We start from the raw sequence: 21898 nt of genomic DNA on the forward strand, positions 1-21898 counted from the left end.
GGCGGTCCTTTCCAGTGGTAAGGATATCTTACCATCCCAAAGGTCGCCCGTCAAGCCGTCGACGTCGAATGTGCGGGCACGAAGGGTTGAAGCGGAGTATTCGCGGATAGGTACAGCGGGTGCCGGGGCGCGCCTGCCCGAGTCGTACCAAGGCAATAGAGGTCGGGAAGCTGTCCGACGACCGCGTCCGCTCGATCCTGTAGCGTTCCGTGTACGCCCCATGCAGCTACGACGAGCCCCGCCGATCGCGCCGATCGAACCAGCCAGTCGTCGTTCTCCGGGCCGACGGGATCTCGTACCTGAGTCAGTCGGCGGGGGCACGTCGACCGGAACGCAAACAGGTTCGCCAGCATTAGGCCTCCGTAACCCCACGAACGAGCGAATCCAACGCACCGGCGGACCGTCGGATCGTCGAGCGTCTCGTCGGCAGTCGAAGGATTCAAGCCGATGAACAGCACGAAGGGCTTCTCCCGAGCCCACCGGCGCTTCAGGAGGTAGCGATACCGACGACATGGCGAGAATCTGGCGTCTGCGTTCATGTCGGCAGGGTCGCGGTCGGGCCACGGCAGGAGATTGGACGAGCGATCATAAGAGTACATCGGATAACTCCGTTCAGTTGGACCAACTAGCTCGGGGTGGCCTCGAAGGTCGTGAGGCGCCGTCCGCAGTGCCTGCACTCACGCCGCCGGACCACCCGACCGCCCCAAGCCCGTCGGGTGTAGACCACCCGGAGGTGGGCGCACCCGCAGGCCGGGCACCGCAGGCCGCGCGACTCCTCGGGCTTCGGGTTCGGGGCCGCCTTGCCACTCACGCCTTGGCCCTCCGGATCTCCGAGAGCCGGACCCGGGGCCGGGTCTCCGGCTTGGCGTCCGTCCCGAACAGCACCGTGCCCTGCATCGAGGCCGCCACCGCCGCGCCGACCAAGCAGTCGAGCCAGTGGTTGTCGGCCCCGCTCAGCCGCAGTTTCCATTCGTCCACCGTGCGTCCGCGACCGCTCGTCTGGACGCGGTACTCGCTGGTCAGGTGGTCGGCGAGCAGCCGATGCGACTCCGCCGCGCGGCCGAAGAGCGAGAGGCAGCCCGGGTCGCCCATCGGGACCGCCAGCCGGGCATGCACGAAGCTCTTCCAGTAGTTGCTGTCGAAGAGCGCATGCCGCACGCCGCGGCGACCCGTCACCACCGGCACGCGCCAGTTGAGCCCGACCCGCTCGCCGCGCTTGCGCTTGTGCTCGGCGAAGGGGATGCTCGACGCGCCGACGTAGCGGCCGTGCCCGGGCATCACGATGCCGCCGAAGCTCGTCTGGCGGCAGAACTGGTAGACGACGTCCGACGACTGGCCCCAGTTCGCATCGATCAGACAGCGCTCGATCCGCACCTCGGAGCCATCATCGCGCCGCCACGACCGGCCGACGCGTTCCGCGACCAGCGCTTCCAGCCCCGCGTAGATCGCGCCCTCCTGGCCCGCTCGCGGCAGCGCCGTCTGGAGCGTGACCCGCGCATCGCGCAAGGCGAAGTACGCCGCCTTCTGGTCGGGCCACGCGCCGTAGTCCACGACGTAGCCGGTGAAGTCGTCCTCCCACGCCGCGACGAGCCAGTAGAGCAGCTTCCCCTGCACGTCGATGAACATCGTCAGCCGCGTGCAGGTCGTCGGCACAACGCCACGCGGGATGCCGTTGGTCTTGGCCGCGATCTGCTCGGCGGTGAGCAGGTCGTCGTCCGCGGTTACCTCGGGCAGCGGCTCGTTCTGGTACTCGGCCCAGAACGCGGCCTCGTCGAGGTAGCGCAGGTTCATCGCGTGCTGAATGGCCGAGCGTTCGTCATGGTTGAAGCGGGCGGGCCATGCGACCACGGCGCCGTCATCCATCGCTGCGCGGTTGGCCTCGTAGAATGCTGTCGCTTCGCCGATGCCGCGATCATTGCGGAGACCATCCGCGCGGAGCTCGGCGTACCGCGCCCAAAGCGTCTCATCAGTCGGGAACGCGTACACCATCTTGGTGCGCTCGCCCTGCCATGTGGGATGGCGCTCACGGTCGAGGAGCCGGTCGGCCAGGTCGTCGGGCCGAACCACGGTCAGCGTCATCAGTCCCGCGATCTTCTTGCCGGGGCCCGCGAGTCCGAGGATGGCACCCGCGAGGATGCGCTCGCGCGCCGCGCACTGGCTCGGGCTGCGCGCCGACTCGTCCGTCTGCGGATCGTCGATCAGAACCAGCGACGGTCGCACGCTCTGGCCATCGGGGAGCTTCCGCTTCATGCCGCGGATGCGCCCGGTGATGCCCGCGACGGCGATGATCGCGCCCGACGCCCGCGAGTCTGCGATCGTGGGCATCACCATCTCCTTCGCGGTCCAGCCGATGTGCGTCGGCTCGCCGTGGTAGAGCTGGCCCGAGGCCCGCTGGTGGATGCCCTCGAGGCAGCGGATCGGGAAGCACGCCTCGGGGAAGTCGTCGAGCAGCCGGTCGTTGTTCTCCAGCTCGCTCTTGATGCTCTCCAGCATCGACGCGGCGTGCTCCTCGTCGCTTCCGATCAGGCACACGAACTGCCGCGCGCCGATCAGGATTGCCCAGAGGCATGCGATCTCGCACAGCGTCGTCTTGCCGGAACCTCTGGGCATCGCCATCGCGAAGAGCCCGCCCTCGAGCACCGCCTGCTCGATCTTGGCGATCACCTTCAGGTGGTCGTCCGACCACGGCAGGTGGAACGTCTGCGGGAAGTAGGTGTCGCAGAAGGCCCGGAACGACCGCGAGCAGCGGTCCTTCCGCTCGGGATCGCCGACCGGCGGCAGCTCGCCGATGTTGCGGCCCGACAGCGAGAGAGCCGCGGCGCGGGCGCGTTGCCGCTCTCGCTCGGCGTCGTAGCCGCTGAGCGCGTTCTTCTGCGCGTCTGGCTTCGGCGCGTGCCGGATCGAGATGAGCCAGGCGACATAGCGGAAGAGGTCGACCGTCTTGCCGTCCCCAATCCGGAAGCCAGCGCGCGTGCGGTGGCGATGCAGTTGCCGCTCGGCGATCACCTCGCCCAGCGGGGTCGAGTTGAGCAGGCGGCACGCGTCGCTCGGCTTGAGGTTGCGCGGGTCAATCGTCGCCACGCGCCATCTCCTTCACGAGCCACGCTGCGTAGTGAACGAGGTTCATCGTCTCATCGGTGTTCGTCGGCGCGCCTGCATCTATGTCCGCGCGCAGCATCGCCTCCGTCACCTCGCCGCCGCCAAGGCGCGTGAGCACGCGCGCGGCGTCCGCGACCGACAGCGCTGCCGGATTCAGCCGCCCCGGGTCGCCCCCCGGACTCGCGTTAGGCGCGTGTTGGGCCATGTGGCCGCCCTCCGGGAGCGCCTTCCGGACCTGCATCCGGCCACGTTTGGCCACCGTGGCGGCCCTCGGCGCGGAGTCGCCCACATTCGTCGAAAGCCCGGCGGATTCCGGCGAAACGGCCTTGATGTTCCGCGCGGCTCACGCCCTTGTGTGTCCAACGCGGGACGCATTCCGCAGCCCGCCAAACGCCCCGAACGGAGAACGCCATGACCAACGACGCCAGCCAAACCCCACGCACCGCGACCAGCGCGTACGCCGCCGCCCGCAACGACATCGCCCGCCTCCTCGACGTCCTCGACATGGAGCTCGCCAAGCACGACGAGCGCGCCAAGGCCGACGAGAAGAACTGGGGCTTCGCGGGCAACCTCCAGAAGCTCCGCTGCGACTTGGTCGACGCGGTCGCCTTCATCGCCGGGATGGACCGCAGCGAGGTCGAGTCCTTCCTCGACGACGCAGCGTGAGCCGCACGCCACCAGCCACCCACCACGGAGACCACCATGACCACGAACGCGACCAACGACGACCGCACCTGGCACATCGAGTACGCGAAGCGCTCGCTCGCGAGCATGACCGACGACGCCAAGGCCGACATCCGGGCGAAGATCGATTGGATTCGCCGGAGCCTCGACGAGGCCGAGCATCGACTCGACCGGGGCGAGATGCCCAACACCTGCGGCATCCTCCAGTCGAGCGCGATGGAGCTCGAGATGGCGCTCGCCCGCCTCGCCGCGATGCGCGACGCCACGCCCGCGATCACGATCCTGACCGACGCCCTCGACGCGGCCGCCAACCCCCGGAAGGAGGCCCGATGACCACGCAGCCCGATCCCGCGCGCGACGCCGCGATCCTCGCCATCGCCAAGCACGAGCTTCTCTTCGAGGTCGACACCTTCGAGCCGCGCCGCAGCGGAGCGGACTTCCGCGAGGTGGCGATCTGGATGGTCGAGCAGGCTCTCACCGCCGCCTACGAGGCCGGACGCGAGGCAGGCCGCTCGGCCGAGCGGAAACGGCGGACGCCGACCCGATGCCAATGCCCGGCCTGCGGCCGGGAGATCCGAATCACGCCAGTCACCTGAAGCCCGCACGTCGCGGGCTTCGCTGTTTCTCACACCTCCACAAGGAGCATGACCATGTCGAACCCCCGGAAGAAGTCCACCACCAAGAAGGCCACCACGAAGAAGGCGCCTCGCATGTCCGCCAGCGCGGCCCGGGCCGAGGGCGCTCAGCGCACCAAGCGGGCGCTCGCGGACGCCAAGGCAGCGACCGAGGCGAACCTCAAGGCGATCGCCGCCGCCGATCAGGAGAACGCGGCGAAGCGCGACGAACGCGCCACCAGCGCCGACGCCATGACCGCCAGCGAGCGCGCGATGGCGAAGGCGAAGGCCCCGTCCAACCGCACCAACAAGACCGCGACGAAGGCGGCCAAGCCGAAGCCCGAGCCCTCGACCAAGCGCATCAGCGGGCTCGACCTGGCGGCCAAGGTGCTCGCGTCGGCCAAGGAGCCGCTCAACGCCAAGACGATCGCGGAGCGCGCCATCGCCGCGGGCTGGAAGACCAGCGGCGCGACGCCGCACGCGACGCTCTACGCCGCGATGATCCGCGAGATCGCAGCCAAGGGGAAGGACGCGCGCTTCCGCAAGACCGACCGCGGCCTGTTCACCGCCGCAGGGAAGGGAGCGTGATCCATGACGCACGCCACCGAACGCAACGAGCAGTTCACGGTCGCGCATGACCACCTCGTCCGCTCGGTCGTTCCCGCGTCTGGTCGGGGCGAGCCGTACGAGCACCGATGCCCCGCGGCAGCGTTCGAGGCCATCGCGCACGCGGCCGAGCTCTTCAGCATGGAGCAGGGCGACCCCGGCTTCACGCTCGAGGAGCTGGCCATCGCGGCGGGAACGCCCAGCACGCAGACGGCGGTCGCACTGGCCTTCATGAAGGAGCGCGGCTGCATCGTCACGCGGTATCGGCGCAACTTCGCCGCCGGGCGCTGCCTCTTCGAGGACGCCATGATCGAGTATCACGCGCTCCGGGAGAAGGGCCCCGAAGCCTGATCGCATCGCGGGGGTCTCCCTCACGCCTCGGCTCCTGCCGGGGCTTTCTCTTCGGCCTGAGCGTTCGCCGCTGGAATCCGCTGCGCCTTCTGCCCGGTGAACTGCTCCCAGCGCTGAACGATCACATCGCAGTAGAGCGGGTCGAGCTCCATCAGGAACGCTCGGCGTCCCTGCTGCTCGCACGCGATGAGCGTCGAGCCCGAACCGCCGAAGAGATCAAGCACGTTCTCGCCGGGTTCCGACGAGAACTGGATCGCCCGCGCTGCGAGCTCAACGGGCTTCTCGGTGAGGTGGACCATCGACTGCGGGTTGACCTTCTTGATCGACCAGGTGTCGGGCACGTTGGCGGGCCCGAAGAAGCGGTGCGCAGCGCCCTCGCGCCAGCCGTAGAAGCACCACTCGTGGTTGCCCATGAAGTCCTTGCGCGTGAGGACCGGGTGCTCCTTGATCCAGATGATCGCCTGGCTGAAGTAGAGCTCGCACGCCTTCAGCACCGGCGGGTAGTTCGCGCAGTTGGCGTAGCCGCCCCAGATGTAGAAGCCGCCGCCGGGGACGAGCACGCGAGCGATGTTCCCGAACCACGCCGCAAGCAGCCGGTCGAACTCGTCGTCGCTCACGAAGTCGTTGGCGAGCGGTCGGTCCTTGGCCCGCATCTTCTTCGTCGTCGGCTGCGCCTTCTCCGGATGGCGCGCGAGGTCCATCTTCTGGTGATGCGTCTGCTTCCGCGCACGGTCCTGCTTGCCGCGCTCGCTGGTGGAGCGTTCGCACTGGAGGTCCTCTCGCCGCGAGAACGACGTGATGCCCGCGGCGATGGCGTTGTTGCTGCGCGGCTCGACCTTGACGTTGTACGGAGGATCGGTGTTCGCCAGATGGATCGCCTCGCCATCGAGCAGTCGGTCGAGATCGGCGACGCTGCCGCTGTCGCCGCAGAGCAGCCGGTGCCTGCCGAGCACCCAGAGGTCGCCGGGCTTCGTGGTCGCTTCGTCGGGCGGTGCGGGAACCTCGTCGGGATCGGCGAGGCCGGGGTTGCCGCCAGCGTTGAGCAGCTTGGCGAGCTCGCCCTCGTCGAAGCCAAGAAGCGACAGGTCGTAGTCCATCCCCTTGAGCTCCCCGAGCTCGATGGGCAGCAGGTCGAAGTCCCACTCCGCGAGCTCGGCGCTCTTGTTGTCGGCGATGCGGTACGCCTTGATCTGCGCGGGCGACAGGTCCTTGGCGACGTGGACCGGGACCTTCGCGAGCCCCAGCTTCTGCGCGGCCTTCCATCGGGTGTGCCCGCAGACGATCACCCCCGACTCATCGACAACGATCGGTTGGCGGAAGCCGAACTCGCGCAGCGACGCGGCGACCGCATCGACCGCGCCGTCGTTGATCCGGGGGTTCTTCTCGTAGGGGGTGATGTCCGCGAGCGGACGAATCTCGATCTTCATGGCACAAGCCTCCATGCGGGTGCGGGATGAGCGGGACGGCGGTGGTTCAGCGCGACGGCGGCCCACGTTGGGCCGTGTGGCGAAGGGGGAGCGGATCGGGGCGACGGGGCCGCCGCGCGGGGCGTCGCCAACGTGGGCGAACGTCGCGGGCCACGGGCGGAGCCCCAGATCGCCCGTCGGTCAACCGGAAGTAAGTCAGTCGGGGTTTGCGGCTGTTCCCGGCGGCGTCTCGGGCCGAGATTCCCGCCGGAGTACCTATTGGCCTCGGCCGCACTCGCCCCAGTTACCCACACCGCGCCCACTCGCGACGTGGCCGCCCACGTTGGCGTCAGGCGCGCCCGGCGGCGCGGCGGGACGGTCGTCGCCTCGAGCCAACCCGCCGCCACACGGGCCAACGTCCCGGGCCGGTTTGGGGGGGTCTCTTGCGCGCACTCTCTTGCGCGCGCTCGTGGGTGCGTCGCTCTAGCGCACGCACCCACGGGGGGGTATGGGGGGGTGCGCGCGAGAGAGTAGTCCTCTCTTGCGCGCACCTGATCCATGTGCGTTGCGCGCAAGAGACCCCTCTTTCGCGCGGGTCGGATGGCGCGCATCACAGGTCTCCTCCGGCGTCGTCGGGTCCGGTCGCAGGGACGATTCTCGGGGCAGAGCGCCCGTTGAACGCCTCCTGTCCGACCAAGCCCTCGCTCACCGCAAGCGAGATGAGCCGCCTGGCTGCGCGGTCGGAGAGACCGCACGCCCGGGCGACCGTGACGACCTCCTCGCGTGTGCGGGGTTCGGGAATGAACGCCTCGACGAACCGCTCCGCGGTCCACTCGGGCTCTTTGGGCGGGTCGTCGGCTCTCGGCTCCTTGCGCTTGGTCGGACGCTCGCTCTTGAGCGCGGCGGGATCGAGACCGTCGTCCACCGTCCACACCGGGAACGACCAGCGCAGGCAGGTCGGGTCGACCGGCGCCCATGAACGGACGGCGGCGTCGAGCACGACCACGCCAGCTACCTCGTGCGGCCGAAGGACGAGGTGCGTGTCGGTGGCCCGGCTCTGCGCGCCGGCCCCCGCGCCCACATCGGTCACCGACTTCCCCGACTGGCTGCCCTTGGTCGAGTGGTGGATCAGGACGAAGCAGCAACCGAGCCGGTCGGCGAAGGCATCGATCCGGTTGTAGATGTTGGCCATCGTCCCGTTGTCGTTCTCGTCGCCGCCGCTGGGCATGAAGCGGTAGAAGGCGTCGAGGACGATGACCTTGAAGCGGCCGGGTTCGAGCGCTTCGAAGTAGGGCGCGAGCGTGAAGATGTCCTGCAGGCGACCACGCAGGTTGTCGACGTGGATGCGCTGGGCGATCTCGCGCATGGCGACGCCCCGCGCCCGCACGACTTGTGGGATGCGGTGGGCGCTCGTCTCGCGGTGCAGCTCGTTGTCGATGATGAGCACTTCGCCCGGCACCGTCTGGTAGCGGCCGAGCCAGGCGTTGCCAGCGGCGACCGCGATGGCGAGGTCGAGCGTGAGCCAGCTCTTGCCTGTCTTCGGGCTGGCGATCACGTTCATCGTCTCGCCCTCGCGCAGGAGCCCGTGGATGACCGGCGCGCGGAGCTGCGGGTAGGCCGCGACGAGCTCGCCCACCGGCAATGGCGACGGCTCGACGGGGTTCGTCGGTGCCGACGGTGCTCCGACGATGAACGCCGAGAGATCGACGCCGAGCGTGCGGTCCCTCAGCGGCTGGCCGTATCCCTGAGTCGCCAGCGCCGACGCCGCGGCGGTGAAATCGCCGTGGTGCTCGAGCAGCGCGTAGACCGCGAAGGGCGAGTAGCCGGTGTGCGGATCGAAGGGCGAGGCGTTCGACGAGAAGACGTAGAAGACCCGGTCCTTGAGCGTCGCGCTCGATCCGCTCGACTTGCCCGGCCTGCGCCAGTACTCGTTGCATCCGGGGGCGCCCGGCTTGGCCAGCGTCCAGCCATGCTCGGTGAGCACGTCCCGAGGGTCGCCGCGTTCGTTGAAGTCGTCACCCGGCCGGAGCGATGTCCGCGCATGGCCGACGGGTGTCGTCTGACCGACCACTGTTCCCGGCAGCTCGTCGAGCGCCCAGGCGCAGCCGAGCAGGATGTCGCGCTCCTCCGCCGTGATGACCGGCGGATCGCACAGGTCGCCCTGCACGAGGGCGTAGCCGTCGCTGGGCGCGCAGAGGAAGAGGCCGCCCTCGCCGCGCGTCTCGATCATGGTGACAGTGACGGACCACGCACCGCCCGCGTCGCGTCGGGGCACATGCGACTTCGTGCCGACGATGACCGGCTCGGGTCCATCGACCACGATCCGGCGCTGTGCGAGCTTGGTGTTGCCGCTCACCGGACCCGCGCAGCGATAGACGACGTGCATGCCGCTCGAGGGCGTCGACTCGATGACCAGCCGTTCGACCAGCCCGGGCGCGTTGTCCTCGACGGCGCTGCGCCATGCAGCGAAGGCCTCGCCGCCGAGGTCGAAGTCGATCATCTCGAGGTTGCCCGAGACCGCACCGCAGACGAGGCACATCGACGCCGCGCCGCCGGTGGCATCCCCGAACCACGATCCGAGTTCGTCTCCCGACGGCAGACGCGACTGGAACGGCTTCCACGAGGTGAGCGCCACGCGCTTCTCGTCTCCGCGCCGGATCGCGGGCAGGGCGCACAGGCCCGCCGCGACGCACGCGGTCGCGTGCGATCGGAGCGAGCCGTTCGGGTTGGGGCACGGCGCATCGCTCACCCGACCTCCCCGAAGTAGCTGCGAACGGCGTGGTGGTGTCGATGGCAACGCGCGCAGAGCCAGGTGACGTCAAGCGGCGCTCGGTAGTTCTCGTGATGGGCGTGGACGGGCTTGGCGTCACAACATCCGGGGCAGCGTTCCGGGCGGACGAGTCGGCCGCTCCGGATCGCCCGTGCGACCGCACGGTGCGCCGCGTCGCGTTCGGGGTGCTCGCGGCGCGATCGACGAAGCCTCGCGGCCGCATCGGCGCGGCGCTCGGGAAGCGAAGCGCGCAGACGGTCGTACGCGAGGTACTGCTCATCCCGGAGGGCACGGTTCAGTCGAACATCGACTCGCGTGCACGAGATGCACTTGTTCAGGTGCCCATCGGCCATGCGGGGATGGCGGTAGAACTCGTCGAGCGGTTTCAGGTGTTGGCACTTGAAGCAGGTCTTCATGGTCGCTCCGCTCAGAACGGGATCGAGTCGTCGTCGAAGCCACAGCCAGCCCCGACGGGCTCACTGGGATCTGGCAGGTTGTCCGGGTCCTCGAGCCGCGGCGGCTTCGGGCCGAGCTCGTGACCGACGACGCGCTCCCACTGGTCGCCGGGCTTGCGCTCGACCGTGATCCGAAGCGGCTGCGCCAGCGCACCGGCACGGGCCAGGTCGACGGCCTCTTCGACCGTCGTCGGCACCGCCTCGCTGGACCGCTTGCGCCACCACTCGGCGGCCTTGCGCTGCGCAAAGCTGCCGGGTGGATGCTCGAGGCAGATCCACTCGCGGAGCCAGCGGTTGAAGCCACCGCGGTACTCGACGCGCATCGTCGGGATCGCGCCGGGGTTGTCTCGCTTGAAGTGGACGTGGTAGCCGACCTCGACGACACGCTCCTCGGATCGCGATGCGCCATCGGCCCCGGAGACGATGTCCGCCTCTGAAGCAATCGCGGCGTGCTTGACCTGCCGCGGCGGGAACTTGTGCCCGCACTCGGGGCAGGTCGCGTAAGCCGCGTGAATCAAGGCGTCACACTGCGGGCACTGCTTGGCAGGCGCCTCGCCCGGCGCGCCTGAGCGGTCGGCCAGGCGGATAGCATCCACCGGTCCGTGCCGAAGGACGTTGCCGCCGAAGTCGAGGACGAGGCAGTCGGCCTTGCCGGGGTGCGGGCGGAAGCCGCGGCCCACCATCTGGTAGTAGAGCCCCGGCGACAGCGTCGGCCGCAGCATCGCCACGCAGTCGACGTTGGGAGCGTCGAAGCCCGTCGTCAGCACGTTGACGTTGGCGAGGTACTTGAGCTCACCCGACTTGAAGCGAGCGATGAGTGCATCTCGCTCCTTGGTCGGGGTGCCGCCTTCGACGAACCCGCATTCGACGCCGTGGCGATCCTGCAACACGCGTGCGACATGCTCGCCGTGCGCAACGCCGGAGCAGAAGATCAGGACTGCCCGACGCTCGGCCGTCGCCGCGACGATCTCGGCGCACGCAGCGCCGACGAGGTCGTCCTTGTTCATCAGCGTCTCGACCTCGCCGGCGACGAACTCGCCGCCGCGGATGTGCAGCTCGCTGGTGTCGGCGACTGCCTTGCCGGCGCGGCTCTTGAGCGGACAGAGGTAGCCCGCCACGATCAGCTCGCGCACGCCCGCCTCGAAGCAGGTCTCGTTGAGCACGTGGTCCGGTGCGGGGCCGCAGATCAGGCCTGTCTTCATCCGGTACGGCGTCGCGGTCAGGCCGACGACGCGCTGGTGGTCGCAGAGGTCGCGCGCATCGGTCAGGAAGCGGCGGTACATGCCCTCGCCCTCGGGCGGCACGAGGTGCGCCTCGTCGACGATGACGAGATCGAGCGGCCCGAGGTCGTGGGCGCGCTGGTAGACCGACTGGATGCCAGCGATCGTCACCGCGTAGCCGAGATCGCGGCGACCGAGCCCGGCAGAGAAGACGCCGATCGGCAGGTCGGGCGCGACGGCGCGAAGCTTGTCCGCAGCCTGCTCGAGCAGTTCCCGCACATGGGCCAGGACGACGACGCGGCCGTTCCACTTCTGCACCGCATCGCGGCAGAGCTCGGCGATCACGTGCGTCTTGCCCGATCCGGTGGGAAGCACGACCGCGGGGTTGGTGTCGCACGCGGCGATGTGCTGCCAGACGGCATCGACCGCCTCGCGCTGGTAGGGACGCAACTCCATTACGCGCTGCCCTCCCCGCCGAGGGGCGCGATGCGCACGACGACCTTGCCGTCGGGCACGACCTCGGCCCGGACGATCTCAAGCCGATCGATCTGCCCGTCGTCCTCGTAGACGCCTCCATGCGCCAGCGCATCGAGCAGCGCCTTCATCGCGTTGTCGAGATCGCGGCGACGACGGTCGGGAGGATGCGCCGTGACATGCACCGCGAGCGGCCCATCCATCCGGGCAATGCGGCGGAGCGACAGCTGTGCCGCGACTCTGGCCCGGAAGCGTCGCCCCTCGCGGCTGATGAGCGTTCGAGTCCCCACCCGTCGCCAGTAGTGGTTCACTGACGGCGGGTAGGGCAGCTCGAGCGTCAGCGGAGTCGCGTCGGTCACCGCTTCCACGGCGGCACCCCCGCGCCAGCGGTCGCTGCGACTGCACCGCCCGGCGCGGGACGCCCATTGCCGACGACCGCGGGCACGCCCGTGCCGGTCGAGCCGTCGCGGCGGGCATAGCCCTTGACGACGTTCGTCGGCTCGCCGGTGTCCTCGCGGTTCTTCACCGCGACCGAGGCGACCAGCGGCACGTTGTGCAGCTCCACCGAGTCACGCGGCTTCATGACGTTCACCGCGCGGCAGATCGCCGACAGCGTGCCGCGCGCGATCTCGACCGTCTGCTCGTTGGTGTGCTTGAGGGTCAGGCGATCCCAAAGCTTGCGGCCCTTGTAGGGGCCGTCGATCACCTCCATCTCGACCTCGAGGTACTCGCCCTTGCCGTTCTTGGTGGGCTTCATCTCCGTCGCGGTGATGACCACGAGGTACTTGCCGCTCGGAATGGGATCGAAGCCGGTGTTGGGGTCGACGTCGTGCGCGTTGAATCCGTTCAGGTCTGCCATGTGGTCAGGCTCCTTGCTCGTTGGCGGTTTCGGATTGGGTCGGGTCGATCACGGGCTGCTCGCCGCGCGCGAGCGCCGCGAAGACGCGGTAGTCCAGCGGCAGCTCGTCGGGGAGGTTGAGGCGGTTCTTGGCGACATGCGCCGGCCGCTCGGTGGTGCGGAGAATCCGCTCGCCGGTGCCGATGCCCTGCGTGCGCTTGCGGTCGAAGCCCTCGCTGCTCGTCCGCGTGTGGACGCGGTAGGTGGCGAAGAGCACCTCGTCGCACCACTCCTGGACGAGCGCCGACGCCTGCTTCTGGAGGCGCGGCGCGTAGCGGTCGTACGAGTCGGTCTCGGGGTTGGCGAACTTCTCGATCGCGGCGTGCGCGATGAGGATCACCTGCATGCCACGGTCGGCACGCAGCGCGTCGAGTCCCGCGAAGATCTCGCGCCACTGCGTCAGCGCGAAGACGTAGCCCTTCGCGTAGCCGATGTCCTCGATCGTCTCAACGCCGCGCTTGGCGCAGACCTCCGCCCAGATCAGGCGTTCCAGCCAGTCCAGCGAATCGATGACGACCGTCTGGTAGTCGTGCTCCTCGGAGTAGAGCGTCGACAGCGCCGCGAGCACGTCGGCGTACTTCGTCGCCAGCGGAAAGCGGTCGCACTCGATGTCGTTGGTGCCTTCCTCGGTCGTAATGAAGATCGGCTTCTCGGCCATCGCGCCGAACGTCGACTTCCCCACGCCGTGGACGCCGTAGACCATGATGCGACGGGGCATCGCGGCGCGGCCCTTCTGGATGTGTGCGAGCATCGTCATGCGGTGCGGTCTCCTGCGGTTGGTGCGGTGGATGGACGGCGGGCTCAGTCACGGTCGTAGAGCCGCAGAGATTCGAAGCCGGTCGGCCACGAGTCGCTGTCGCGGCAACGGACGAGCTGGCGGATCGCGGCGGTGTTCTGCTCGGCGGCCTTGTCGAGGATGCGGGGCGAGAGCTGCCACACGCCGCAGCGGAACGGCTCGCGCTTCTCGACGGCGATTAGGTGGACCGGCAGCATCTGGCCGCCCGCCTGCGCGACGAGCGCCCTGTAGAAGGCAAGCTGCGCGACGTAGCCGAAGGCGCCGATGTGCCACTCGAACGAATCGAGCGAGTCGGCGGTCTTGAGATCCACGATGCCGCGGTCGATGGTCGGGTTGATCCAGTCGATCCGCGCTTGGCAGGGCACGCCCTCGAGCGTGCCGCGCACGACGCCCTCCGCCATGCCCATCGCGAGGAGCTCGCGTGCGAAGGCGTGCGCCTTCACGCTCGCCGCCATCTGCTCGACGATCGCGGCATCCTCATCGCCGAGCGCCGGCTTGCCGCGCTTCTCGGCCCACTCGGCGAATGCCTTCGTCGCCGAGCCGAACGGCTTGCCTGTCTTCTTGTTGATCGGGCCGCCGACCGCGAACTCCTGCTCGTAGCGCTCACGGCCCTCGAGGATCAGCGTGTGCGCAGCGCGCCCGACGAGGAACGCCAGCGAGTCTCGCTCGGGGATGAGCCCCAGCTCCTTGCGACGTAAGAGCTGAGGACACTGTCGGAAGTCCGCGAGCCGATGCGAGGTGAGGTATTCGCCGCGCCGCGCGTGGTAGGCGTCGGCGCTCTCGCGGATCAGGAAGCGAAGGCGGCTGTCGGTCGAATCAGGCTTCGTCGCGGTGGCGATCGGCATGGGTGTCTCCGATGGGAAGTAGTCGCGGCGGTAGTCGCCCTGGCCGAGGCGGACGAGCGGCGCATCGCCGGCGTCGCGTCGGCGCGAGAACGCGCGCATCAGGCGGCGGATGGGCACGCGGCCTCCTTGGTCGATGGAGTAGGGGGTGCCGAGCGCTCCGGGCACCGACAGACGGCAAAGGCCGTCTCGCCATACTCCCGCCGTGCGTAGCCGACGAAGAGCTGGTTCAGAGCCTGGCCGACGTGCGTCGAGGCGTCGATGACCAGAGTGCGGGTGAGCGGACGTCCGGCGAAGCGCGCGTCCATGCGGGCTCTCGCCTCGCCGTGAAGGCTCTCCACGGCGATCAAGGCCAGGTCGAGCGTGGCGAGCACCTCGACAAAGGGCACCTGCGGGTTGAAGACGTACCGATAGACCTCACGCGTCATGCGTGCTGCTCCTTCTGGCGTCCGGTGAGTGATGGGTCGCTACTGGATACCTACGCGGCGCCCATGCCAAGTTGCGCGCGATCACAGGTACTCGCGCAGCCCCGCGTCCTCGAAGACCTCGCGGATCTCGTCGATGTGCCGCTCGACCGCGCTGCGCGGGATGCCGAGCTCGTTGGCGATCGAGTTGACGGTGCCGGTCACGAGCCCCAGCGCGATCGCGCGGTGCAGCTCCGAGAGCCGGGCCAGGACCTCGGCGACATCGCGCTCGAGCTCGCGCAGCCGCTGCGGCACGCTCGACGACTCTGCGATGAGCTGGTGCCGCGGGACCGCGCGGCCGTCACAGTCGAGGGCGGTGTCGTCGAGCGAGCACTCCTCCCTCTCCGGCGACCGCATCTCGGCGAAGCGGTAGCGGATCAGCGTGACGACGCGGCGCTCGACGACGCGGGCGACGAAGGTGTTGAGCTGCGCCTTGGCCGGGTCGAACTTCGGCAGCCGATCGATCAGATCGGTGAGCAGGTCGTGCTCGAGGTCGCAGCGTTCGGTTCGCTTCCGGAGTCGTCGGAACAGCCTGTTGGCGTGGTACTCGACGACTCGGGAGATGGCAGGATCAGTAGGGTCAATCGGGGGTGCAGCGGCTGAGGATCGGTCCATGAAGAATCTCCGTGTTGGGCCGCATCCACTGCGACCAGTTCACGGGGAGTCTCGGGAGACCGACCTGCCGGATCAGTCCTGACTAGTCATGACTTGGAGAGGATTTCTGCCGCACGCACGCCTTGATCGGTGAGGAAGTAGCCGCCAAGCCGGCCGAGATGACGGCCGTTGCCGAGCAGGTTCATCTTCACGAGAGACGAGAGAGCGGCTTTGAAGCTGGCATCCCATGTGTAGCCCGCGAGCTTCGCAAGCGCCTTCTGTCCAGGCGGATTCGATGCATCGGCGCCGACGACTCCCTTCTCATGGAGCGCCGTGATTGCATTGCGTTCCATCTCCTTGAGACGACGCACCTGTTCCGCGACGGCATCACCGGTCGGGTCGGCCGGCCGGCCAGGATTCACTGCAGGTGTGCTCTGACGATGAGACGCCTCCTCGTCCACGCGGAGGCAGAAGTCGCGAACGCGAGCATGCGCCGATGTCATGAGTCGCACGGTGCCGGTCGCTCCGAACGCAATCGACTCGGACATCGCCAGGTGGAGTACCGTCCGGCGCGAGAGCACTGTCGCCAGCGATGGGTCTTCGCTCGGGCGGGGGGTGAGCACGACGAGCGGGACACTCTCCTCGCCAGCGAGTCGGATGATCGTGTCTACGAGTTCCCTGTCCTCACCCACGACGAGGAACACCCCACACGTGACGGATGACTGCGTGCGCAGCGTGCCGATGCGCCGGACGCCTGCCAACGCGTGACGCTCCCACCATCCGATCGGTTCGCAGCGAAGCGCGCCACAGACCCGCTGACACAACCCCCGCAGATCGATCCGATATGCCAGGACCTCCTCGTGCGACAACGTCACCGTCACGCCGTTGGTCGGATCGACCCCAACGACACGGTCTTTCTCGAGCACCAGATCGAGCGGCGGACCAACCCGGCCAAGACGCGGATAGGCGGCGACACGCTCGCCGGTCTTCACGATGAACGGCGCAACGATCGGGTATTCGTCACCCAGCAGCAACTCCCACTCGGCCCTAACCGAGGCGAGTTCCGGCATCGTGTTCAGCGACGACCAGAGTCGGCTTAACTTCCACCATCGATCCCTCGTTCGCATGTCGATCTCCTGCGGTGCGTCCAACAACGAAGCCGCGAGCTTCCAGCCATCGAGTGACAGCATCGCTATCGTCATCACGCACGAATGTCGCGTTGTGCGGAGTCACCTTGACGCGGCGGACGTTCGGGCTGTTGGTGAACTTGATCTCGAACTTCGCCGCGATGATCTTCGGCCTCTGTGGCATCGTCTTGCCGCGATTCCTCAGCCCCTTGAAGATGTCCTTTGACCGGCGAACCTCTGTCTCGATGGGGTCGCCAGGCCACAAGTAGTGGATCTCGACCAAGCGGATGAAGTCGATACCGTCGATGTCTTCGCACAAGAGGGCGCTCTCGCCATCGACCCGAAGCGGATCAAGTGTGTGCTTGTCTGCCTCGCCGAAGAACTCCTCGTCTCCAAGCAGCGCCTGTCCGAAGACCCTGCAGTAGAGGCGCTTCTCGCCGATGGTCTGCGCGTTCGCGCAGAGTTCACCGAGCGTCTTCTCGTAGATCACGACGTCGTACTTCATCGGGCGATAGAGCAAGCTGGCGCTGGACGGGCTATCCACTTCCTCACGGCGAAGGGGTTCCCCATGCTTGACGAGGAAGAGGATGCGATGGTCTTCGGGGAATGCCCTGACCTCACACCGATCCCCTCGCTTGTGCGACGCGAACCATGTCGCGAGCGCGCGTTCGATCGTTCGTAGTGCCCGCTCCGAGGGCTGACGGCATTTCGGCACCGGCTGATCCGCCCGTCTCATCGGGAAGTAGTCGAAGGATCGCGGACGATGGACGAACTGTCTCGCCTGCTGCTGCTCGAGGAGCGTCGGGTCGAGCAGCCAGAGTTGAACCGCCACATCCGCTGGAGTGTGCTCCTCGCCATCGATCGCGATGCCTGCCGCCGCTGCCGCATCGAGGAGCGCGTCCAAGCCCTCGGCGGTGGACAGGTCGGCGAGCAGATACAGCGCATCCACTAGATCGGGCGGAGGGCCATGGGCAGCAGAGGCGAGGATGAGACTGAGCTGGTCGTAGTCGATCTCGCGGCCGTCGTCGGCATCGGGCAGGTCGATGCCGCATCCAGCCAGGTAGGTCTCGAACCGCTCGAGGAAATCGAGGAGGTGCCGTCGCCCGATGCTCCGAAGGACCTTCGGCTCCGTGAATCGGCGAGGGTTGAAGGTCGGCATGCGTCTGGCTCCTCTCGTGGTTCGGCGGCGTTATCCGGGCTTCAGGGTCGGGATAGAGCGGCTGGGCAGCCCAGCCGGACGATGCTATACTACCTCGGAGGTTGACAAACCGCTACTCTGGGATAGACTACATGCCGAAGGATACTGAATGCCAGCCGCCAGACCCCAGAGCCGTTTCCGAGTTCCTGACCGCCTTCAAGCTGGCGATCGACTACGAGCGGTGCGAGTTCCGCGGACGCCCCCGGACCGAGCAGGATCTGATCGATCTCAACCTCACCCGACGGCTGGCCTTGGAGCAGATCTGCCGGCTCACCCCGAGCAACTACTCGGCGGGGCCGACGCCCGACGACACGGATCAGTCAAGAGACGTCTGGATCTTTGGGTGCGATCTTGAAGGCACGGAGGTCTACATCAAGCTCAGACTCAACCCCACCAAGCCGCGCGAGCTGCCTCGCGGAACGGTGTGGTCGTTCCACAAGGCCCAGCATCCGATGCGTTATCCGCTGAGAGGAGCCAGCTCATGATGGAACGAACAATCTACTGCCCCAACTGCGAGTGCGACCGCCTCTTTCGCCCGGAGGAACGCGACGAGCGATTTGATGTTCGAGGTGAGGACGTCTCGCTCAAGGTTCCCGTCTGGGTCTGCGCCGAGTGTGGCGAGTCCGTCGTCGATGCCGCCTTCGGCGATCCGGTCGAGCGCGCGATGGATGCCCATCGAGAGAAGCGCGGCCTGCTGTCGTCGGCGGAGATTCGTCGCATACGCGAACAGTGGAGCTTGAGCCAGGTGGCATTCGCCACGCTGCTCGGAATGAGCCCAGCAACGATTAATCGCTACGAGCAAGGCTCGCTGCAGCAGGAGAAGGAGGATGAGCTGCTGCGCGCCTGCGACAGCCCCGACCGCATGCGCGACCTCCTCAGACGCCGAGGGCACCTGCTTTCGGAGCGCCAGCGTATCGCAGCGGAGGCGAAGCTCGGACCAGTTGCGGCAAGCGGTGTTGCGTATTGGGAAACAGGCTTCTACGAATCGATGCCGGTTGAGGTGTCCAAGCGAAGTGGATTCCGCCAGTTCGATTTCGATCGATACGCCGCAGTGGTGGCGTGGCTCTGCAAGAACGTTCAACTCGTCACGCAGACAAAGCTTTACAAGCTCCTCTTCTACGCGGATTTCATCTGCTTTCGTGCGTCGTCGCGATCGCTCACGGGTGCCGTGTATCGGCGAATGCCGTACGGCCCGGTGCCCGTGGGATTCAGCGGACTGCGTGCGCAGCTCGAAGCCGACGATGTTGTGGTCGTCAGCGAGATGGCGTTCCAGAACGGGAACACGGGCGAGGTCTTCCGCCCTGGCGCGCGAGCAGAGGAGTCCCTCGGTGTGCTGACTGACGACGACATGCGTGTGCTGAAGTTCGTCCGCGATGCTCTCGGTGCTATGACGCCGTCAGACATCAGCGACAAGTCGCACGAAGAGTCGGCGTGGAAGGACACCCTTCCAAAGGATGTGATCAGCTACGAGAAGGCGATGGAGTTGTCGCTTTCGCTCACCAAGTGAACGGAGTCCAGCAATGGCAAAGAAGAGTAACACGCATCACGTGACCTACGACAAGAAGGCTGATGACTGGAAAGTCACACGCGGAGGTGCCGATCGTGCGGCGGGCCGGTTCGACACCAAGCAGCAGGCGGTCGACGCGGCGCGCGAGATCAGCCGCAACCAGAAAACTGAGCTGAAGATTCACAACAAGGATGGCAAGATCGCTCAGTCCGACAGCCACGGCAATGATCCTCATCCGCCGAAGGGCTGATTGCCGAGAACGCTACGGCACGCCGCCCGCTGCTTCCGCCAGTCGGGTATCGCCGCGATCGGCCGCAGTTCCCGTTCGGTGATAGGGTCGCGGCCAGACTCGACCCGGGGCAGGGCGAGGATCGCCTCCTGAATGTCGGGGGCTAGGTGCAGCAGATTCATGATCTGCGTGACGCGGGCGCGCGTCACCTGCCCGAGCCGCGCGATCTCGGCGAGGTCCTTCACCTCGCCGTCGCGGATCAGGTGCTCGAACCGGATCGCCAGCGCCATGAGCCGCGTCACCCGCGGCATCCGGCCGGGCATCGGCGCGGGCGACTCGGGACGCTCGCCGACGACCGCGCGCTTTCGGCCTCGACGGCTGGTGTTGAAGTGCACCTTGAACTCGATGCGCGGCTCGGCTCCGTCGATCACGCGGCGACCTCCTCTTCGTCAGGCGCCCCGACCTCGCTGGCCAAGCCGCGCAGGCCGCTCGGGTGGAACGTCACGCCCACCATCCCGGTGACGCCGTCGTAGTCGACGCGCTTGACCAACAGCCGGACGACGCGGGCCTGCTCCTTCGGCGAGAGCGTCTCCCACACCGGATCGAACGCGGAGAGCGAACGGGCGACCTCGCGCTCGTCGACGATCTCGCGCCCGAGCGTCATCGCCCGCTCGCGCAGCTCCGTCATCCGCTGCTCGCCTGATCGGATGCGATCGTTGAGCTCGCCCAGGCGCGATGATGCGACCGTGCTTGCTCCCGCCTCCGCGGCCAACTCGCGGAGCTCTCGTTCGTACCGCCGAAGCTCGCGCTCGACCGTCCGTTTTTCGCCCTCGATCGTGGCGATTGCCTCGGTTGCCTGCTTCCTCGCGTGCTTCAGCGTCGCGGTGATGAGCGTCGGGTCGCGACCGATCGCCCGGATCTGCTCGACAACGAGCCGCTCGAGCTCCGCAGCCGGAACCGACTTGGACGGGCAGGTGTGCCAGCCGCGCTTCTGCGCGTTGAGGCAGACGTAGTAGCGGTACTGGATGGAGCCGTTGCCGTTCCCATCGCGCCGGGTCGAATAGGTGTGACCCATCGAGCAGCCGCACGGCGTACACCGCAGCAGCCCCTTGAGGAGCGCGCCGTACTTGTTTCGCACCGCGGCTCCGCCCGTTCGGCCGTTGCGGACCAGCAGGCGTTGCGTGCGCTCGAAGAGGTCGGCATCGACGATCGCCGCGTGCTCGCCCTCGTGGACCTCGCTCTTGTACCGCACCTTACCGAGGTAGACGACGTTCGTTAGCAGCTTGAAGAGGCTCGCCTTGTCGAACGCCTTCCCGCCGCGCTCCGCGCCCTTGCGGGTGGTCCAGCGCTTGTTGACCCACCCGCGCTCGTCGATCGCCTTCACCGTCGGGATCAGCGCCTGGTGCTCGAGGTAGAGCGCGAAGATCTCGCGGACGCGCGAAGCCTCGTCCTCGTTGACGATGAGCCGGAAGCCGCGGGGATCGACGTCGTAGCCGAGGATCGGATGGCCGCCCGCCCACTTCCCCTTGCGCCGCGTCGCTGCGATCTTGTCGCGGGTGCGCTCGGAGATGATCTCGCGCTCGAACTGGGCGAAGGAGAGCAGGACGTTGAGGACGAGCCGCCCCATCGACGACGCGGTGTTGAACTGCTGCGTGACGGAGACGAACGACACCTTGCGGCGCTCGAACGTCTCCATCATGCGGGCGAAGTCGAGCAGCGACCGGCTGAGGCGATCGACCTTGTAGACGACGACGCAGTCGACCTTGCCCGACTCGATGTCGGCCATCAGGCGTCTGAGCGCCGGTCGCTCCATGTTGCCGCCCGTGAAGCCGCCGTCGTCGTAGCGATCGGGCAGGCATACCCAGCCTTCGCCCGCCTGGCTCGCGATGTAGTTCTCGCCGCTCTCGCGCTGGGCGTCGAGCGAATTGAACTCCTGCTCGAGGCCCTCCTCGCTCGACTTGCGGGTGTAGATGGCGCAGCGGACCGTCGCGGCGGAGGCGCGGGCCGGGGCCAGCCGGGATCGGCTCATCGGGTGGCCTCCTCGCACCGCGGCTTCTCAAGCCCGAAGAAGAGGTAGCCGTTCCAATGCGCGCCGGTCACCGCCTGGGCGACGGCCGAGAGCGAGCGATAGATCGTGCCCTCGTAGTCGAAGCCCTTCGGCAGCACACGCACGCGGATGGTCCGGCCTCGGTACTGGCGGGTGAGCAAGGCTCCGGGCATCGGGAGCCGACCGTCGCTGGCGACCGAGATCGCCGTGGTCGCGCTTGCGGGGGTCTGCGCTGCGAGGAGCGCCGGGCCGGGCGGCCGCGCGGGGCCGGGTGCCCGCATCCGCAGGTCGGCGTCGTCGGCGATCTCCATCGCCCGCTCGCGAAGCCGCTGCGCCCGCTCCGCGAGATCGCCCTCGGTGTTGGCCTGCACCCGCCACGCGATCCGCCGCACGAGGTACGCCTTGTGACACGAGCGCGTCTCCTCGCCGAAGACCTCGGCGTAGCGCCGCCGCAGTTCGGTCACCGTCATGCGCTCGAGCTCGCTCATCAACCGTCCGACGTTCAACGCCACGCATC

The 21898-nt window shown here is 67.9% G+C and carries 26 protein-coding genes; 8 read left to right on the forward strand and 18 right to left on the reverse strand.

The genetic code is table 11. The annotated features are described in order from the left end of the window. Nucleotides 1–50 precede the first annotated feature (50 nt). The 3 genes from KF724_12195 to KF724_12205 all read right to left on the reverse strand — a co-directional run bounded on the left by KF724_12195 (nucleotide 51) and on the right by KF724_12205 (nucleotide 3304). Complete coding sequence (locus KF724_12195) at nucleotides 51–539, reverse strand: DUF1643 domain-containing protein (GenBank protein MBX3356447.1); 489 nt, start codon at nucleotides 537–539, stop codon at nucleotides 51–53. Between the two features lie 268 nt (nucleotides 540–807). Beyond that, complete coding sequence (locus KF724_12200; protein MBX3356448.1) at nucleotides 808–3081, reverse strand: phage terminase large subunit family protein; 2274 nt, start codon at nucleotides 3079–3081, stop codon at nucleotides 808–810. Further along, a complete protein-coding gene (locus tag KF724_12205; GenBank protein ID MBX3356449.1) occupies nucleotides 3068–3304 on the reverse strand; it encodes a hypothetical protein in 237 nt (78 codons plus the stop codon). Before KF724_12205 ends, KF724_12200 begins: the two co-directional genes overlap by 14 nt. A 206-nt stretch (nucleotides 3305–3510) precedes the next feature. On the opposite strand from KF724_12205, the gene KF724_12210 reads away from it, so the two are divergent. Genes KF724_12210 through KF724_12230 form a run of 5 tightly spaced genes read left to right on the forward strand, consistent with a single transcriptional unit; the run spans nucleotide 3511 to nucleotide 5354 of the window. Continuing rightward, on the forward strand, nucleotides 3511–3765 hold the full coding sequence (locus tag KF724_12210) for a hypothetical protein (protein MBX3356450.1): 255 nt from the start codon (nucleotides 3511–3513) through the stop codon (nucleotides 3763–3765). Between the two features lie 36 nt (nucleotides 3766–3801). Then, nucleotides 3802–4116 (forward strand): hypothetical protein, encoded by a 315-nt coding sequence (locus KF724_12215; protein ID MBX3356451.1) that lies wholly within the window; start codon nucleotides 3802–3804, stop codon nucleotides 4114–4116. Beyond that, on the forward strand, nucleotides 4113–4379 hold the full coding sequence (locus tag KF724_12220) for a hypothetical protein (GenBank protein MBX3356452.1): 267 nt from the start codon (nucleotides 4113–4115) through the stop codon (nucleotides 4377–4379). Before KF724_12215 ends, KF724_12220 begins: the two co-directional genes overlap by 4 nt. A 48-nt stretch (nucleotides 4380–4427) precedes the next feature. After that, nucleotides 4428–4985: a winged helix-turn-helix domain-containing protein gene (locus KF724_12225; GenBank protein ID MBX3356453.1), complete on the forward strand. Its 558-nt coding sequence runs from the start codon at nucleotides 4428–4430 to the stop codon at nucleotides 4983–4985. A gap of 3 nt (nucleotides 4986–4988) precedes the next feature. After that, the gene (locus KF724_12230; GenBank protein MBX3356454.1) at nucleotides 4989–5354 is read left to right on the forward strand and encodes a hypothetical protein; all 366 of its coding nucleotides are present in this window, start codon (nucleotides 4989–4991) and stop codon (nucleotides 5352–5354) included. Between the two features lie 20 nt (nucleotides 5355–5374). On the opposite strand, the gene KF724_12235 is transcribed toward KF724_12230, so the two are convergent. The 12 genes from KF724_12235 to KF724_12290 form a co-directional block, all read right to left on the reverse strand. Then, nucleotides 5375–6781, reverse strand: a complete 1407-nt coding sequence (locus tag KF724_12235) for a ParB N-terminal domain-containing protein (GenBank protein MBX3356455.1) — start codon at nucleotides 6779–6781, stop codon at nucleotides 5375–5377. A gap of 589 nt (nucleotides 6782–7370) precedes the next feature. Beyond that, nucleotides 7371–9509 (reverse strand): AAA family ATPase, encoded by a 2139-nt coding sequence (locus KF724_12240; GenBank protein ID MBX3356456.1) that lies wholly within the window; start codon nucleotides 9507–9509, stop codon nucleotides 7371–7373. Then, nucleotides 9506–9946, reverse strand: coding sequence for a hypothetical protein (locus tag KF724_12245; GenBank protein ID MBX3356457.1), 441 nt, complete (start codon nucleotides 9944–9946; stop codon nucleotides 9506–9508). The genes KF724_12240 and KF724_12245 overlap by 4 nt, the downstream gene beginning before the upstream one ends. A gap of 11 nt (nucleotides 9947–9957) precedes the next feature. Then, nucleotides 9958–11661, reverse strand: a complete 1704-nt coding sequence (locus KF724_12250; GenBank protein ID MBX3356458.1) for a DEAD/DEAH box helicase family protein — start codon at nucleotides 11659–11661, stop codon at nucleotides 9958–9960. After that, complete coding sequence (locus tag KF724_12255) at nucleotides 11661–12038, reverse strand: RusA family crossover junction endodeoxyribonuclease (GenBank protein MBX3356459.1); 378 nt, start codon at nucleotides 12036–12038, stop codon at nucleotides 11661–11663. Before KF724_12255 ends, KF724_12250 begins: the two co-directional genes overlap by 1 nt. Continuing rightward, nucleotides 12035–12538, reverse strand: coding sequence for a DUF669 domain-containing protein (locus KF724_12260; protein ID MBX3356460.1), 504 nt, complete (start codon nucleotides 12536–12538; stop codon nucleotides 12035–12037). The genes KF724_12255 and KF724_12260 overlap by 4 nt, the downstream gene beginning before the upstream one ends. Nucleotides 12539–12542: 4 nt before the next feature. Then, on the reverse strand, nucleotides 12543–13334 hold the full coding sequence (locus tag KF724_12265) for an ATP-binding protein (GenBank protein ID MBX3356461.1): 792 nt from the start codon (nucleotides 13332–13334) through the stop codon (nucleotides 12543–12545). Nucleotides 13335–13378: 44 nt separating this feature from the next. Beyond that, nucleotides 13379–14335 (reverse strand): PD-(D/E)XK nuclease-like domain-containing protein, encoded by a 957-nt coding sequence (locus KF724_12270; GenBank protein ID MBX3356462.1) that lies wholly within the window; start codon nucleotides 14333–14335, stop codon nucleotides 13379–13381. Next, nucleotides 14317–14643, reverse strand: a complete 327-nt coding sequence (locus KF724_12275) for a hypothetical protein (protein MBX3356463.1) — start codon at nucleotides 14641–14643, stop codon at nucleotides 14317–14319. Before KF724_12275 ends, KF724_12270 begins: the two co-directional genes overlap by 19 nt. 81 nt (nucleotides 14644–14724) lie before the next feature. After that, nucleotides 14725–15294 (reverse strand): hypothetical protein, encoded by a 570-nt coding sequence (locus KF724_12280; GenBank protein ID MBX3356464.1) that lies wholly within the window; start codon nucleotides 15292–15294, stop codon nucleotides 14725–14727. Nucleotides 15295–15380: 86 nt separating this feature from the next. Next, a complete protein-coding gene (locus KF724_12285) occupies nucleotides 15381–16343 on the reverse strand; it encodes a hypothetical protein (GenBank protein MBX3356465.1) in 963 nt (320 codons plus the stop codon). Beyond that, on the reverse strand, nucleotides 16321–17559 hold the full coding sequence (locus tag KF724_12290; protein ID MBX3356466.1) for a hypothetical protein: 1239 nt from the start codon (nucleotides 17557–17559) through the stop codon (nucleotides 16321–16323). The genes KF724_12285 and KF724_12290 overlap by 23 nt, the downstream gene beginning before the upstream one ends. 101 nt (nucleotides 17560–17660) lie before the next feature. Between KF724_12290 and KF724_12295 the strand changes: the two genes are divergently transcribed. From KF724_12295 to KF724_12305, 3 genes are read left to right on the forward strand one after another with little or no spacing between them, the layout of a single operon-like run. After that, nucleotides 17661–18083 (forward strand): hypothetical protein, encoded by a 423-nt coding sequence (locus tag KF724_12295; GenBank protein ID MBX3356467.1) that lies wholly within the window; start codon nucleotides 17661–17663, stop codon nucleotides 18081–18083. After that, a complete protein-coding gene (locus KF724_12300) occupies nucleotides 18080–19105 on the forward strand; it encodes a DUF4065 domain-containing protein (protein MBX3356468.1) in 1026 nt (341 codons plus the stop codon). Before KF724_12295 ends, KF724_12300 begins: the two co-directional genes overlap by 4 nt. A gap of 13 nt (nucleotides 19106–19118) precedes the next feature. Further along, nucleotides 19119–19355, forward strand: coding sequence for a DUF2188 domain-containing protein (locus KF724_12305; protein MBX3356469.1), 237 nt, complete (start codon nucleotides 19119–19121; stop codon nucleotides 19353–19355). Here KF724_12305 and KF724_12310 read toward each other — a convergent pair. Genes KF724_12310 through KF724_12320 form a run of 3 tightly spaced genes read right to left on the reverse strand, consistent with a single transcriptional unit; the run spans nucleotide 19337 to nucleotide 21893 of the window. Beyond that, nucleotides 19337–19765, reverse strand: a complete 429-nt coding sequence (locus tag KF724_12310) for a hypothetical protein (GenBank protein MBX3356470.1) — start codon at nucleotides 19763–19765, stop codon at nucleotides 19337–19339. The two genes, KF724_12305 and KF724_12310, sit on opposite strands and share 19 nt — an antisense overlap. Continuing rightward, a complete protein-coding gene (locus KF724_12315) occupies nucleotides 19762–21363 on the reverse strand; it encodes a recombinase family protein (GenBank protein MBX3356471.1) in 1602 nt (533 codons plus the stop codon). Before KF724_12315 ends, KF724_12310 begins: the two co-directional genes overlap by 4 nt. Next, complete coding sequence (locus tag KF724_12320; protein MBX3356472.1) at nucleotides 21360–21893, reverse strand: DUF2924 domain-containing protein; 534 nt, start codon at nucleotides 21891–21893, stop codon at nucleotides 21360–21362. Before KF724_12320 ends, KF724_12315 begins: the two co-directional genes overlap by 4 nt. Between the last annotated feature and the right edge of the window lie 5 nt (nucleotides 21894–21898).

The sequence above is a fragment of the Phycisphaeraceae bacterium genome (assembly GCA_019636735.1).
Taxonomy (GTDB): Bacteria; Planctomycetota; Phycisphaerae; order Phycisphaerales; family SM1A02; genus VGXK01.